Source organism: Pseudomonas sp. NBRC 111133 (genome assembly GCF_001320605.1).
GTDB classification, from domain to species: Bacteria; Pseudomonadota; Gammaproteobacteria; order Pseudomonadales; family Pseudomonadaceae; genus Aquipseudomonas; species Aquipseudomonas monteilii.
Genome location: NZ_BCBJ01000001.1, coordinates 114887 through 128468 on the forward strand (window position 1 = coordinate 114887; position 13582 = coordinate 128468).

The following is a 13582-nucleotide window of genomic DNA, read 5'->3' on the forward strand; positions in this document are numbered from 1 at the left end:
CTAGGTTTGTACGAAAAGCCTTGATACGTGGTCATGCTGCGTTGAAAACAGCCTCGGAATGCTCATTTACAACCCGTACACTCCGCTTCCTCGGCTGTTTTCGCCTTGCCTGACCTGCGTCTCAAGATTTTTCATACAGAGCCTAGGTAATCCACCAGCTTGAGCAACATCGCATCACACCCCTGCAACTGCTCGACACTGACAAACTCATCCGGCTTGTGCCCCTGGTCCATGCTGCCAGGCCCGCACACCACGGTCGGGATACCTGCCTGGTCAAACAACCCGCCTTCTGTACCAAACGCCACCGTACCGAATTCATCGGTACCACTGAGCAACGCCACCAGCTGCGCCGCCTCACTGTCGGCAGGTGTCGCCAGCCCCGGGTAGGCGCTCAGCGGCGCCAGGCGAATATCACTGGCCGCATTGACCTTGCGCATACGTGGCAGCAACTCGGCTTCTGCATAGGATTGCAACTGGTCGGCCACTGCCTGCGCCTCAAACCCCGGCAAGGCCCGCACTTCGAAGTCGAACTCGCACTCCGCCGGCACGATGTTCAGTGCCCTGCCCCCTTTGATCACCCCGGTCTGCACCGTGGAGAACGGTGGGTCGAAGCGCTCGTCGTGATGCTGTGGCAAGGCCAGTGCGTCACCGATGTCACCCAGTTTGCCAATCAGCTTCGCCGCATACTCGATGGCATTCACGCCATAGGGCGCATAGGCCGAGTGGCAGGCCGCGCCATGCACCTGGCAGCGCATCGCCAACTTGCCCTTGTGTCCCAGCACCGGCTTGAGCTCGGTGGGCTCGCCAATGAGGCACAGGCGCGGCTTGTGCGGGCGCTGTTCCAATGCGGCCAGCATCGAGCGTACACCCAGGCAGCCCACTTCCTCGTCATAGGAGAATGCCAGGTGCACCGGCATGCGCAGAGGTTGAGCGAGGAACGCGGGCACGGCGGCCAGCACCGAAGCGATAAAGCCCTTCATGTCGGCCGTGCCACGGCCATACAGGCGCCCATCACGTTCGCTCAGGGCAAACGGCTCGACGGTCCAGGCCTGCCCATCCACCGGTACCACATCGGTGTGCCCCGACAACACCACGCCGCCAACGTTTTGGGGGCCGATGGTGGCGAACAGGTTGGCCTTGGTGCCTTCCGGGTTGTGAAACAGCTCGCACTCCACCCCCAGCTCGGCCAGGTAATCGCGGATGAAGCCGATCAACTCAAGGTTGGAGTCCCGGCTGACCGTAGCAAAGCCGATCAGCCGGGCCAGCAGCGCGCGGCTGGCAAATTCACTCATCGCCCGGGACCCCATAGCTGGGTGCAGCGGTCGGGTTGAGGGCACGGGTGACGTAATCCTGCATTTGTGGGCGATAGGCCTGCCAAAGACCGTCGAGCACGCCGATCGGGTCGGTATCAGCCCAGTCCACGCGCAGGTCCACCAATGGCCAGGTCAACTCGCCGGCAATTTTCAACGCCGCCGAGTGCACCGGCCCGGCTTCACCACCCGCAGCCATCGCCGCGTGCATGGCGGCCAGCAAGCGGTCGGCCAGGTGGCCGCCAGCCTGCTCGAACGCCACGACCATCGCTTCGATCACCTGGGTCGAGGACAACAGATTCCCGGCCGCCGCACACTGTTCACCGGCCACAGCGTTGTGCGTGCCCAATGCCTCGCGCCCGGTAAACAGCGCCACCTGCCCCTGGCTGTCGATCACGGTAACCTGGCGGTACTCGCTCCAGCCATTGGCGCTGAGCACCCGGTCCAGCGCGGCGGCGGGTGGCAACTGGCCCTGTTCAAGGGCATCGAGAACCTGCGGGCCAAGCGCCGGCAAGGTGATGTTCTGGGTGGAAACGGCGCCAACACCGGCACGCACCCAAGGGCAACGGGCACCCACGGCAATGCTCGACGAACTGATGGCGATGCCAACCTGGCCGGTTTCCTGGCAGCGGCCAATGATGGAGAAGGTCATGGTAATGCTCCTGTTGTCCTGTGCGATGCAGGGCATTCTGGGTGGAACCTTTCGGTAGGCGAAACCAACTTTTTCCGAGGGGTTAGACAGGAAAAAACTTTGCTCAGGCAGAGAGCGAACGCCGCCCGCGCGGCGCATCGCGAGCTGCGCTCGCTCCTACGTTTGTTTCAGGCCAGTTTCTCCTGTGCGAGGCCACAGAACTCGGGGCCTTCGCCGTTTTATCGGCAAGCACCAGCTAAATACTATTTTCGCCATTTGTGCCACATCCCTAGTCTGGCCCCAGGCAACGGCGGTCCTCCAAACCGACCTGACAAAAACCGCCTGAACAAGGGCTCGGACATGACACTGAACAACCTCGAAATCGACACCCTCGTCGTCGGCGCCGGCCAGGCCGGCGTGGCCATGAGCGAACACCTGAACAAGCTTGGCGTGCCGCACCTGGTGCTGGAGCGCAACCGCATCGCCGAAGCGTGGCGCACTGGCCGCTGGGACTCGCTGGTCGCCAACGGCCCGGTCTGGCACGACCGCTTCCCGGGCCTGGCATTCAACCTCGACGCCGACGCCTTCGCCGGCAAGGACCAGGTGGCTGACTACTTCGAGCAGTACGTACGCAAGTTCAACCTGCCCGTGCGCACCGGCATTGAAGTGAAGCGCGTGGTACGCAACAGCGACCGCCCGGGCTTTACCATCGAAACCAATGAAGGCGTGATTCGCGCCAACCGTGTGGTTGCGGCAACCGGCCCGTTCCAGAAGCCGGTTATCCCCGCCATTGCGCCAAAGGACAGCAACCTGCACCAGATCCATTCCGCCGCCTACTACAACCCTCAGCAACTGCCAGAAGGCGCAGTGCTGGTGGTAGGTGCCGGCTCCTCTGGCGTGCAGATCGCCGAAGAGCTGATGCGTGCGGGCCGCCAGGTGTACCTGTCGGTCGGCGCCCACGACCGCCCGCCGCGTGCCTACCGCAACCGCGACTTCTGCTGGTGGCTGGGCGTGCTGGGTGAGTGGGACGCAGAAATCGCCAAGCCTGGCCGCGAGCACGTGACCATCGCCGTCAGCGGCGCCCGTGGCGGCCACACCGTAGACTTCCGCGCCCTCGCCCATCAAGGCATGACCCTGGTCGGCCTGACCCAGTCGTTCGAGAACGGCGTGGCGCGCTTCCAGGACAACCTGGTCGAGAACATCAACCGTGGCGACGAAAACTACCTGGCCCTGCTGGATGCCGCCGATGCCTACATCGAACGCAACGGCCTGGACCTGCCAGAAGAGCCCGAAGCCCGCCAGCGCCTCGCCGACCCGGAGTGCATGGTCAACCCGCTGCAGCAACTGGACCTGGCCAAGGCCGGTGTCAGCAGCATCATCTGGGCTACCGGTTACGGTGTGGATTTCAGCTGGCTGCAGGTAGACACCTTCGACGCCAACGGCAAACCCCAGCACCAGCGTGGCGTAGCCCGTGAGCCCGGCGTGTACTTCCTGGGCCTGCCGTGGCTGTCGCGCCGTGGCTCGTCGTTCATCTGGGGCGTGTGGCACGACGCCAAGCACGTCGCCGGCCACATCGCCACGCAACGCACCTACCTGGCCTACCGCGACCGCGAACAGCGCGACGCGGATGAGCAGCAAGACAACACCATCAGCAACGTCAGCACCCTCGGAGCCCACTGATGCCTACTCATACCCGCATCCGCATGTTCAACACCAAGGAAACCTACCCCAACCAGACCCTGGACAACGACCTGTGCCAGGCCGTGCGGGCCGGTAACACCATTTATGTGCGCGGCCAGGTCGGTACCGACTTCGAAGGCAAGCTGGTGGGCCTGGGCGACCCTCGGGCGCAGACCGAGCAGGCGATGAAAAACGTCAAGCAACTGCTTGAAGAAGCCGGCTCGGACCTGTCGCACATCGTCAAGACCACCACCTACATCACCGACCCGCGCTTCCGCGAGCCGGTGTACAAGGAAGTGGGCAAGTGGCTGAAGGGTGTGTTCCCGATTTCCACCGGGCTGGTGGTGGCCGGGTTGGCCCAGGCCGAATGGCTGATGGAAATCGATGTGATCGCCGTGGTGCCGGATCAGGCGTGACCGGCAACACCGATGCCATCCAGCGCGCTGGATATTTCGCGGGCACGCCCACAGGTACACCGTAGGCTTAAGGCTTGTGCAGTCCCTGTGGGCGTGCCTGCGATGGGCCGCAAAGCGGCCCCCAACGATCTGCTGACAAGTATCAAGCTCTAGGCAAACCCGAACAATCGGCGGGGTGTGTCCCACATCACTGCACGGCGCGTGCGGGCATCCGGCATCAGGCACTCGGCCAGTTTCAGCAACGGGCCGTAGTCCACCCGCGAGCACTGGCGAATGAACGGCCAGTCCGAACCCCATACGCAGGCCTCGGGGCCAAAGGCTTCGAGCAGGGCGTGGACGTAGGCACTGCTCTGCTCCAGCAAGGCATCGACGGCGGCGAACTTCTGCATGCCCGACAGTTTCACGCTGGCCCGGCCACTGTCGGCCAGCCGCAGCAAGGCCTGGAAGCCAGTTTGCTGCACCCCGGCGGCTACATCCGGGCGGCCACAGTGATCGATCAACAGACGTGCCCGGGAGCCTTGCAGCAGACCATGCAGGTCCAGCAACTGGTCTTCGCACACCTGAATCTGGGCAAACAGGCCAAGCTCGGCGACCTTGCCGAGCAACCCGTCAACGTTCTTGAGGCTGGCCACCCCGTACAACGCGGGGTTGAAGGCGATACCGACCACCCCTTGCACCTGCAGCGCAGCCAGCGCATCGAGAGGGATACTTGCCTCGACCACCGCCACGCCCTTGAACCGCCCTTGCCCGGTGGCCAGGGCGTGCAGCAGGCAGCGGTTGTCGGTGTGGTAGCCGCTGTTGGGGCCGACGAGCAAGGCATGCTGTACACCGTAGGCGTCCATCACCCGGGTGAACTGCTCCTGGGTCGCCACCTCCTGGCCAGAGGGCGCATAGGGTGCTTCGGGGTGGTAAGGGAAACGGGCGGGGTCAAACAAATGGTTATGGCAATCGATCTTCGGTTCGTCAAAGATGTTCACGCAGCACTCCCGGCAAGCACCGCTGCGCTTGCCTACAGATCTTGTTATTGTTCGCCGCCAGGGCGATTGGGCTGTGTTCAAGATACTGCGTGGCCGGGTTTGACGCTCATACCCAGATGGCGAAGACCATAACCGAAGGTAATAGACATGCTGCTTGGCAACGAAGGCGCAGACGCGAGCCCCATGGTGTTCAAACTGCGGCACATGGAAGTGTTCCGTGCGGTGATGCTGACCGGCTCGATCAGCGCGGCGGCCAAGCTGCTGTACGTGTCGCAGCCGGCCGTGAGCAAGCTGATCCAGTACATCGAGGGGCGCCTGGCTTATCGCCTGTTCGAGCGCATCAACAACCGCCTGGTGCCAACCGCCGAGGCGCAGGTGCTGTTCCGTGAGGTCGAGCGGGTGTACCAGGCGGCGCTGGAGGTGAATGAGTGTGCGCTGTCATTGGGTGCCGGCGGCCACCACAAGCTGCGTATCTCTTGCAGCGCCTCGCTGTCGACGGTGGTCATCCCGATTGCCCTGGCGCAGCTCAAGCGCGAGGCGCCTTCGCTGGACATCGAGTGGCAAACCTCGCTGATGGGCGAAATGCCCAACCAGATCCTGTCGAAAAAGGTCGACCTGTCGATTGCCGCCCTGCCCGTGGTGCACGATCACCTGCATTCGCAAGCCTTCATGCGCGGGCGCATGGTGGTGGTGATGCCACCCGACCACGCCTTGGCCGGGCATGGCTCGCTGACCTTGCAGCAGCTGGAAGGCCACCCGCTGCTGCTGTTCAGGCCCGACATGCCGTTTGGCAAACTGCTGGCCGGGCACATCGAGCGGCGCGGGCTGCAATTGAAATCACTGTTGTCGTTCACCAACGCCAACGAAGCAGTGGCCCTGGTGAAGCAGGGCATGGGCATCAGCGTGATCGACGAATTCGTGGCGCAGGACAGTGGGTTGGCGGTGGTGCCGCTGGCCGATGAAATTCACTTTGATATCAGCTTTGTCTATTCGCGGTTCGAGCCGCCGTCGCATGCGGCGATGCATTTGATGCGGGTGTTGCAGGGACAGGCGCAGAAGCTGGGGCGGGCGATTGCGCCGAACTGACACAAGTGTTGGGGCTAACACACCCCTGTGGGAGCGGGCTTGCCCGCTCCCACAGGGTCCGCAAAAGACTTGCCGGACGTGTTCAGAAACCGACTGTAGCCGACAACAAGTAGGTACGCGGCGTGGATAGGGTCAACCCCGGCTCACTGTCATCCGAAGCCCCCGCCGAGCTCCAGTAACGATCATCCAGCACATTCTCGACACTGGCCCGTAAGGTCACCTCGGTAGCGTCCACCTTGAAGGCATAGCGCGCGCCCAGGTCGTAACGCTCCCAGCCATCAATCTGCTTGCTGTTGTTCTGGTCCAGGTACTGCGAGCTGGAATGAATGCCCCGCGCCGTCAGGGTCAGCCCACTCACACCGGGCACGTCCCATTCGGCGCCGAGGTTGACGTTGTACTCGGGCGTGGCCGGCGCGCGGTTGCCATCGTAGGCACCACCCACGGTATCGGTCAGCTCGCTGTCGATGTACATGACCCCACCCAGCACCCGCACGCCTTGCACCGGTTCGCCGAACACGCTCAACTCGATACCACGGTTGTCACGCTTGCCATTGGGCCCGAACACCCGCGAGGTGGCGTTGGTCTCGTAGGCCGGCTGGCGAATGCGGAATGCGCTGGCCGTGAACGCAACCTGGCCCAGGTCGTACTTGGCCCCTACCTCAACCTGCCGGCTGGTGAACGGCGGGAAGATCTGGTCTTCGTTGATCGACGTCGACGGCGCGATCTTGCCCTGGCTCAGGCCTTCCATGTAGTTGGCGTACAACGACAGCTGGTCGGTGACCTTGAGCAGCACGCCGCCCGAGGGCGAGACCTTTTCTTCGTCGTAGGCGGTCTCACCTTTGACGCCGTCGCTCCAGTCATCCACCTGCACCCGCTGCCAGCGCGCGCCCAGGGTCAACAGCAGGCGGTCGTCGAAAAAACCGAGGGTGTCGGCCAGGGCCACACCGGAGAAGCGGTTTTCTGTGTAGACCTCGGGATCGATGCGGGTGGGTGTGCCCGGGGTCGGGGTCGCCACCGGGTTGTAGAGGTTGCTGGGCGCCGAGGCATAGCGGGCGCCGCCGTTGGTGAAGTCCATGTAGAAGTAGGTGGCGGCCAAGTTCAACTCGTGGCTGACCGGCCCGGTGTGAAACCAGTTGCGAAGGCCGGCCATGGCGGTACGCACCGACTCGTCCCGGGTGAAGTCACGCGGCTGCACGGTGAAGTCGCCGGCATCGTTGGTGATGGACACGTTGTGCCGCAGGAAATCATGGTTGCTTTCACGCGCACCGACCGCGCCATAGGCCAGCAGCGACTCACTGACGTCGTATTCGGCATGCAGTGCGCCAAAGGTGTCGTTGGTGCGCGCCTTGCTCCAGGCCTGGGCGTAGTTGCGCCGCACATCGTCGGCTTCCGGCACCTTGGCGTTGGCGCCGATCAGCACGCGCTCCTGCGGCGCATCGGTGTCACGCTCGGTATGGCCAAGGTCTGCCGACAGGCGCAGGCGCTCACCGCGAAAATCCAGGCCCAGTACCGCCATTTCGCGATCGACACGTTGGTGGTCCCATTCGGTATCGCCCGCCTGCTTCACAGCATTCAAACGCACGCCGAACTGCTGGCCTTCGCCAAAACGTCGGCCAACATCCACCGCGCCACCTGCTTGGCCAGCCGATGCATAGCTGCCGGTAAACTCGGTGATCGGCTTGTCTGTGGCCCGCTTGGGCTGCACGTTGATACCGCCGCCCACGCTGCCACGCGGCGAAATGCCGTTGATCAACTGACTGGGGCCTTTGATGATATCGACCCGATCGGCCATTTCCATGTCGATCGAGTAAGTCGGCAAGATACCGTACAGGCCATTGTAGGCCACATCACTGTTGAACAGGCTGAAACCGCGAATGGTGAATTGCTCGAAACGCCCGCCCGCCGGGTTGGTAGCGCGCACCGACGGGTCGGTGGCGATGAGTTCGCCCAAGGTCCGCGCTTGCTGGTTCTTGACCAGTTCGCTGGTGTAACTCGTGATGCTGAACGGGGTTTCCATGAAGTCGCGCGAACCCAGCAGGCCCTGCGCGCCCTGGCGTGCCACCTGGCCACCGGCGTAGGGTAGCGTTTCGCTGCCAGCCGCCCGGCCACCCACGATGCTGATCGGGGCAATTTCCAGCGCACCGCTTGCATGCGGCGCCGGCACCAAGGTGAAGGCACCCTCACCTACCGGCAGCAACTGCAGGCCGCTGCCACGCAGCAGTTGCATGAAGCCTTCTTCGACACTGTAGCTACCTGACAGGCCGCTGCTCTGCCGACCCTGAACCAGCGCAGGGTCCAGCGAAAGGCTGACACCGGCCTGGTCGGCAAAGCGGGTCAGTACGGCGCCCAGGCTCGCGGCCGGCACCTCATAGGCACGCCGCGCCGGCTCATCGGCCCAGGCGGGCGCAGACAACAACAGGCTCATGGCGAACAACGGACGCACTGCGCGCGCCAGCGGGCGCAGGCGGCAAGACATTACTGCAGACATTGAACAAGGCTCCCCTTTGTTTTCTTCTACCGGTAATGACCGGCGAGTGAAAAAAAGGGGACAGCCTCACGCACGATTTTCTCGTGCGCCCAGGCTCACCCAGTAACGCGTGCGTGTTCGCACCTGTAACGGCAGGCTGGCGGCCAGCAAGGCCAGCACCCGGTCGGTGTCGTCAAGGCGGAAGGTGCCGGTCACGCGCAGGCGCTCCAGTTCCGGGGCCCAGCGCAACACGCCAGGGCGGTATCGGCGCAGTTCATGCAGCAGTTCGCCCAAGGGGCGGTCATCCAGACGCAGCACACCTTCGCGCCAGCCCAGTCGCCATTCGTCCAGGCCTGTCACCGGGCCGAAGCCGGCCACGTGCAGGTTGGCCTGCTGCCCGGCTTGCAGCACCTGTGCCGGGCCACGCAGCGGCTGCAGGCTGGCTACACCTTCGACGATCGATACCCGGCAAGCCTGATCGATCAGCCGCAGGCATACCTCGCCGCCACCGAGTACTACCTGGCCATAGGGCACCTGCAACGTCAGGCTCAGGTTAGCGGGCACCTTGATCGCCACTTCGCCGCGCAGCAATGTCAGGCGGCGTGCCCCCAGATCGATATCCACTGCACTGTCGGTGTTCAGTTGCACGGAGGTGCCATCGCTCAATAGCACCTGCCGACGTTCGCCTACCGAGGTGTGCATGTCGGCAGTCCAGGCGTCCAGAGGCAGCTCACGGCTGACCAGCCAGGCTGTCGGCAACAGTGCGGCGATACCCAAGGCTTGCTTGAGCAGCTCGCGGCGGCCGGCGTCCGGGCGGTCCAGGGTGGCCATGGCCAGTGTGCCAGGTAACGCGGTAAAGCGCTGGCGCAACAATGATGCCTTTTGCCAGACGTCTTCATGCAGGCTGCTGCTGGCCCGCCATTGTGCCAGGCGCAGCAAGTCGGTCTCGCTAGCGTCGCCAGAGTCCAGCAGCGCCAGCCAGCGAGCGGCAGCACGCACAGCTTCGCGGGTTTCGGGGGAATGGGGGATCATTGCAATTCGGCCAGCAGGCAATGTTCGTAAGCCTGCGCCATGTAGCGTTTCACCGAGCGCTCGCAAACGCCCAGGCGCTTGCCGATTTCGGCGTAACCCACGCCTTCGAGCTGACTCCAGAGAAAGGCCTTGCGTACCGGTGCCTTCAGGCCATCGAGCAATTCGTCGAGTGCTTGCAGGGTTTCCAGCAATATCCAGCGTTTTTCTGGCGAGGGCACATGCTGCTCGGGCAAGGTGGCCAAGGCATCGAGATAAGCCTGTTCCAGGCTACGTCGCTGGTGGAAGTTGCTCAGCAGGCGCTTGCCGACTGTCAGCAGATAAGCCCTTGGCTCACGTATGTCTGCCAAGGGCTGGGCACTGGCCAGTACCCGCAGAAAAGTATCCTGGCTGAGATCGGCGGCATCCCAGGCATTGCCCAGGCGCCGGCGTAGCCAGGTTTCGAGCCAGCTGCGGTGCTCCCGGTACAGGGCAGGCAGGCTAGGGTCCGTTGGCGGCGCGGCGTCGATCATGAGGATGGCCCTGCGGCGGCGTAAATAGGATTCATTCTAATTTACGTTGCGGCGCAGGGCCAAGCGGTTTGTTACCTGTCAGGCAATCGCTGCATCCACCAGCACCTGCGCTTCCTGCACCAGACGCTGCAGGTGCGCCTCGTCGATGAAGCTTTCGGCGTAAATCTTGTAGATGTCTTCAGTGCCCGATGGGCGCGCAGCGAACCAGCCATTGGCGGTCATCACCTTCAGCCCGCCAATCGCCTGGCCGTTGCCCGGCGCGTGGCTGAGGATCTGCACGATAGGCTCACCGGCCAGTTCGGTCGACTTGACCTGCTCTGGCGCCAGCTTGCTCAGCAACGCCTTCTGCCGCGCATCGGCCTTGGCTTCGACCCGGGTAGCGTATGGCTTGCCCAAGGCTTCGGTCAGATCAGCATAAGCCTGGCTCGGGTTGCGCCCGGTGCGGGCGGTCATCTCGGCAGCCAGCAAGGCCGGGATCAGCCCGTCTTTGTCGGTGGCCCAGACCGAACCATCGCGGCGCAGGAACGACGCACCGGCACTTTCTTCGCCACCAAAGCCCAGCGAGCCGTCGAACAGCCCTTGGGCAAAGAACTTGAAGCCCACCGGCACTTCGTACAGCTCACGGCCCAGAGGCTGAGTAACGCGGTCGATCAGGCCGCTGGACACCACGGTTTTGCCAACGGCTGCATCGCTGCGCCATAGCGGGCGGTGGCGGTACAGGTAGTCGATGGCCACGGCCAGGTAGTTGTTCGGTTGCAGCAGGCCGTCCGGGGTGACGATGCCGTGGCGGTCGTGGTCCGGATCACAGGCGAAGGCCACGTCGAAACGCTCGCGCAGGCCGATCAGGCCCTGCATGGCGTAGGGCGAGGAAGGGTCCATGCGGATCTGGCCGTCCCAGTCGACGGTCATGAAGCGGAAGGTGGGGTCTACCTCGGTGTTCACCACTTCCAGGTCCAGCTTGTAGTGTTCGGCAATGGCCGACCAGTAGCGCACCCCTGCCCCACCCAGCGGGTCGACGCCCAGGCGCAAGTTGGCGCTGCGGATGACGTCGAAGTCGATGACGTTTTCCAGGTCCGCTACATAGCTGCTGACGTAGTCGTGACGCTGAGTGGTCGGTGCCTGCAGCGCCTGGGCATGGTCCATGCGCTTCACGCCTGCCAGGTTCGCTGCCAGCAGTTCGTTGGCCTTGGCCTCGACCCACTTGGTCACATCGCTGTCGGCCGGGCCGCCATTGGGCGGGTTGTACTTGAAGCCACCGCTTTGCGGCGGGTTGTGCGACGGGGTGATGACGATGCCGTCGGCCAGGCCCTGCTGGCGGCCACGGTTGTGACAGAGGATGGCGTGGGACACAGCCGGCGTGGGCGTGTATTCGTCGTCCTTCGACAACCTGACTTGCACGCCGTTGGCCGCCAACACTTCCAGCGCGCTGGCCGTGGCCGGGGCCGACAGGGCGTGGGTGTCGGCGCCGATGAACAGCGGGCCATCGATGCCCTTTTCCTGGCGGTACAGGCAGATGGCCTGGGTGATGGCCAGCACGTGGTATTCGTTGAAACTCAATTCAAGCGAAGTGCCCCGGTGCCCCGAGGTGCCGAAGGCCACCCGCTGAGCCGCCACGGCAGCGTCAGGGCGGCCGGTGTAATAGGCGGTGAGCAGTCGGGGAATATCGACCAGCACGCTGGCCGGAGCCGGCTTGCCTGCCAAAGGACTGAGCGTCATGCAAAAACCTCGAGTTCAACAGATGTTGGTGTTGGAACGTGCAGTGTACTGAGAGTTGCAAGGGTGTGCGATGGGTGCCAGCAAAGAACAAGCTAGAGTAGAGACCATACCCACCGTGAATGAGGCCCCATGGCTTTCCACCGCCTGACCCGAACCCACCCCCGCCTGAGCTTCGCCGCAGCGGCAGGCCTGATTGGCGCCTGGCTGATCCCTGCCGGTGACGCCGTGCAACACATCCTCGCTGGCTGGAACCTGGGCGTCTGGCTGTACCTGTTGCTGGTGCTGTGCCTGAGCTGGGGCGCCAACCCGGAAAAGGTCCGCAAGGTTGCCCGCGTCGAAGACGAAAACGCAGGCCTGGTCCTGCTCACCGTTTGCATTGCCGCCATCGCCAGCCTCGCCGCAGTCACCCTGCAACTGCTGTCCAGCCGTGGGCTGCAACGCGCAGACCTGGCCCTGCACTACCTCTACACCGGCCTGACCGTGGCCGGTTCCTGGCTGCTGATTGGCTGCATCTTCAGCCTGCATTACGCCCGGTTATTCTACACCGGGCAGAACCATGAACCACCGCTGCGCTTCGCCGATGGCGAGCGCAACCCGGACTATTGGGACTTTCACTACTTCTCGTTCACCATCAGCGTGGCCGTGCAAACGTCTGACGTGGGCGTTGCCGGGCGGGGGTTGCGGCGGGTGGTGCTGGCGCATTCGCTGGTGGGGTTTGTGTTCAATACGGCGATTTTGGGGTTCACCATCAACATTGCTGCAGGCTTATTGGGATGAATCGACCTGGCATATTTGCCAGTAGACAACCTGCAGAGCATTTGCAAACTATAAGGCTTGGTATCTCCACAATGGACCAAGCCCCATGCAAAACTACAACTATCCAGATAGATTATTTTTTTATGGCCAGAAGCACCTCGCCACCATTACCGGAACTGCCCCAGTGCAACTTCTTCGCACCGACATGACCGCGCTGGCCGAGCGCTACGAAGCGACATCCACTACTTCAATAATCCAAAGCGATCGCGCCTCCAGTGTATTAGGCACTTCCTTAGCGCATTTAAATCGAATCTATACCCCCTATGGACTCGATCATACGGCACCAACTTTCTTGGGTTTCACCGGCCAACCAACCGACCCTGTCACTGGGTGCTATCCACTTGGCAATGGACATCGCTTTTACAATCCTGCAATGATGCGCTTTCATCAGCCAGATAGGCTTTCTCCTTTCCATCGTGGAGCAACTAACAGCTATACCTATGCCTTGGGTGATCCCGTGAACCTGCATGACCCTAGCGGACAACTCCCACAATTCATCGTTACAGGTGTATCGAGGACAGTTCGATTAATCAAACGGGTTTTAAGGGAAGCCATAAACCAAGCACTTGCCCCACCTGCAATAGTCAAAGATTATTTACAACCTATTTTAAGTACGATTGTAGCAACGGCAGAAAACGCCTCACGTCAATTGTTACCTGCAGCTACACCACTGCCCCTAAGGCTAGCCGTACAAACTGGAGTTGCGGCCGGAGTAGGTGCCTCGATTGCTACAGCAGCGATTTCATATTCACAAACTGGGACGATGTTGAGTGTGTCGCCATGGGAAGCAATCGGAATCTGGTATATGGGCAGCGCCACTCCAGAGCAACAGATAGCTCTCGGGTTCCAAATCCGACAACCTCAGGTCCCTGACCACATGAACAAGTTCTTGGCTTCTTGAAACCGGCTGCATCAAGCTAATACGATGCGCACATCTACAGC

At 62.6% G+C, this 13582-nt stretch carries 12 protein-coding genes; 5 read left to right on the forward strand and 7 right to left on the reverse strand.

The genetic code is table 11. The features are described 5' to 3' along the window. Nucleotides 1-131: 131 nt before the first annotated feature. Together argE and APH36_RS00555 are read right to left on the reverse strand one after the other, a co-directional pair. Nucleotides 132-1292 (reverse strand): acetylornithine deacetylase, encoded by a 1161-nt coding sequence (argE, locus tag APH36_RS00550; protein ID WP_060497008.1) that lies wholly within the window; start codon nucleotides 1290-1292, stop codon nucleotides 132-134. Beyond that, a complete protein-coding gene (locus tag APH36_RS00555) occupies nucleotides 1285-1962 on the reverse strand; it encodes a DUF1028 domain-containing protein (protein ID WP_060497009.1) in 678 nt (225 codons plus the stop codon). The genes argE and APH36_RS00555 overlap by 8 nt, the downstream gene beginning before the upstream one ends. 339 nt (nucleotides 1963-2301) lie before the next feature. Here APH36_RS00555 and APH36_RS00560 point away from each other — a divergent pair, with 339 nt between their 5' ends. After that, nucleotides 2302-3621 carry an NAD(P)/FAD-dependent oxidoreductase gene (locus APH36_RS00560; RefSeq protein WP_060497010.1) on the forward strand — a complete coding sequence of 440 codons (1320 nt, stop codon included), beginning with the start codon at nucleotides 2302-2304 and terminating at the stop codon, nucleotides 3619-3621. Then, nucleotides 3621-4037 (forward strand): RidA family protein, encoded by a 417-nt coding sequence (locus APH36_RS00565; protein WP_016713864.1) that lies wholly within the window; start codon nucleotides 3621-3623, stop codon nucleotides 4035-4037. Before APH36_RS00560 ends, APH36_RS00565 begins: the two co-directional genes overlap by 1 nt. 149 nt (nucleotides 4038-4186) lie before the next feature. Here APH36_RS00565 and APH36_RS00570 read toward each other — a convergent pair whose 3' ends face one another. Beyond that, nucleotides 4187-5014, reverse strand: coding sequence for an amidohydrolase (locus APH36_RS00570; protein WP_060497011.1), 828 nt, complete (start codon nucleotides 5012-5014; stop codon nucleotides 4187-4189). Nucleotides 5015-5161: 147 nt separating this feature from the next. Between APH36_RS00570 and APH36_RS00575 the strand changes: the two genes are divergently transcribed. Continuing rightward, complete coding sequence (locus tag APH36_RS00575; RefSeq protein ID WP_060497012.1) at nucleotides 5162-6100, forward strand: LysR family transcriptional regulator; 939 nt, start codon at nucleotides 5162-5164, stop codon at nucleotides 6098-6100. Nucleotides 6101-6182: 82 nt separating this feature from the next. Here the strand turns inward: APH36_RS00575 and APH36_RS00580 are convergent, their stop codons facing one another. The 4 genes from APH36_RS00580 to pgm form a co-directional block, all read right to left on the reverse strand. Further along, nucleotides 6183-8588, reverse strand: coding sequence for a TonB-dependent receptor (locus APH36_RS00580; protein WP_060497013.1), 2406 nt, complete (start codon nucleotides 8586-8588; stop codon nucleotides 6183-6185). Between the two features lie 66 nt (nucleotides 8589-8654). After that, complete coding sequence (locus tag APH36_RS00585) at nucleotides 8655-9599, reverse strand: FecR domain-containing protein (RefSeq protein ID WP_060497014.1); 945 nt, start codon at nucleotides 9597-9599, stop codon at nucleotides 8655-8657. Continuing rightward, complete coding sequence (locus APH36_RS00590; protein WP_060497015.1) at nucleotides 9596-10108, reverse strand: sigma-70 family RNA polymerase sigma factor; 513 nt, start codon at nucleotides 10106-10108, stop codon at nucleotides 9596-9598. The genes APH36_RS00585 and APH36_RS00590 overlap by 4 nt, the downstream gene beginning before the upstream one ends. 78 nt (nucleotides 10109-10186) lie before the next feature. Beyond that, nucleotides 10187-11824: a phosphoglucomutase (alpha-D-glucose-1,6-bisphosphate-dependent) gene (pgm, locus tag APH36_RS00595; protein WP_060497016.1), complete on the reverse strand. Its 1638-nt coding sequence runs from the start codon at nucleotides 11822-11824 to the stop codon at nucleotides 10187-10189. 129 nt (nucleotides 11825-11953) lie between these two features. Between pgm and APH36_RS00600 the strand changes: the two genes are divergently transcribed. Then, nucleotides 11954-12601, forward strand: a complete 648-nt coding sequence (locus APH36_RS00600) for a DUF1345 domain-containing protein (protein ID WP_060497017.1) — start codon at nucleotides 11954-11956, stop codon at nucleotides 12599-12601. 85 nt (nucleotides 12602-12686) lie between these two features. Then, on the forward strand, nucleotides 12687-13541 hold the full coding sequence (locus APH36_RS30410) for an RHS repeat-associated core domain-containing protein (protein WP_082426310.1): 855 nt from the start codon (nucleotides 12687-12689) through the stop codon (nucleotides 13539-13541). The last annotated feature ends 41 nt before the right edge of the window (nucleotides 13542-13582 follow it).

Bases quoted from the DNA above. Each gene is read 5' to 3' on its own strand.
- argE (WP_060497008.1), bottom strand. From the start codon at position 1,292: ATGAGTGAATTTGCCAGCCGCGCGCTGCTGGCCCGGCTGATCGGCTTT.
- APH36_RS00555 (WP_060497009.1), bottom strand. From the start codon at position 1,962: ATGACCTTCTCCATCATTGGCCGCTGCCAGGAAACCGGCCAGGTTGGC.
- APH36_RS00560 (WP_060497010.1), top strand. From the start codon at position 2,302: ATGACACTGAACAACCTCGAAATCGACACCCTCGTCGTCGGCGCCGGC.
- APH36_RS00565 (WP_016713864.1), top strand. From the start codon at position 3,621: ATGCCTACTCATACCCGCATCCGCATGTTCAACACCAAGGAAACCTAC.
- APH36_RS00575 (WP_060497012.1), top strand. From the start codon at position 5,162: ATGCTGCTTGGCAACGAAGGCGCAGACGCGAGCCCCATGGTGTTCAAA.
- APH36_RS00580 (WP_060497013.1), bottom strand. From the start codon at position 8,588: ATGTCTGCAGTAATGTCTTGCCGCCTGCGCCCGCTGGCGCGCGCAGTG.
- APH36_RS00585 (WP_060497014.1), bottom strand. From the start codon at position 9,599: ATGATCCCCCATTCCCCCGAAACCCGCGAAGCTGTGCGTGCTGCCGCT.
- APH36_RS00590 (WP_060497015.1), bottom strand. From the start codon at position 10,108: ATGATCGACGCCGCGCCGCCAACGGACCCTAGCCTGCCTGCCCTGTAC.
- pgm (WP_060497016.1), bottom strand. From the start codon at position 11,824: ATGACGCTCAGTCCTTTGGCAGGCAAGCCGGCTCCGGCCAGCGTGCTG.
- APH36_RS00600 (WP_060497017.1), top strand. From the start codon at position 11,954: ATGGCTTTCCACCGCCTGACCCGAACCCACCCCCGCCTGAGCTTCGCC.
- APH36_RS30410 (WP_082426310.1), top strand. From the start codon at position 12,687: ATGCAAAACTACAACTATCCAGATAGATTATTTTTTTATGGCCAGAAG.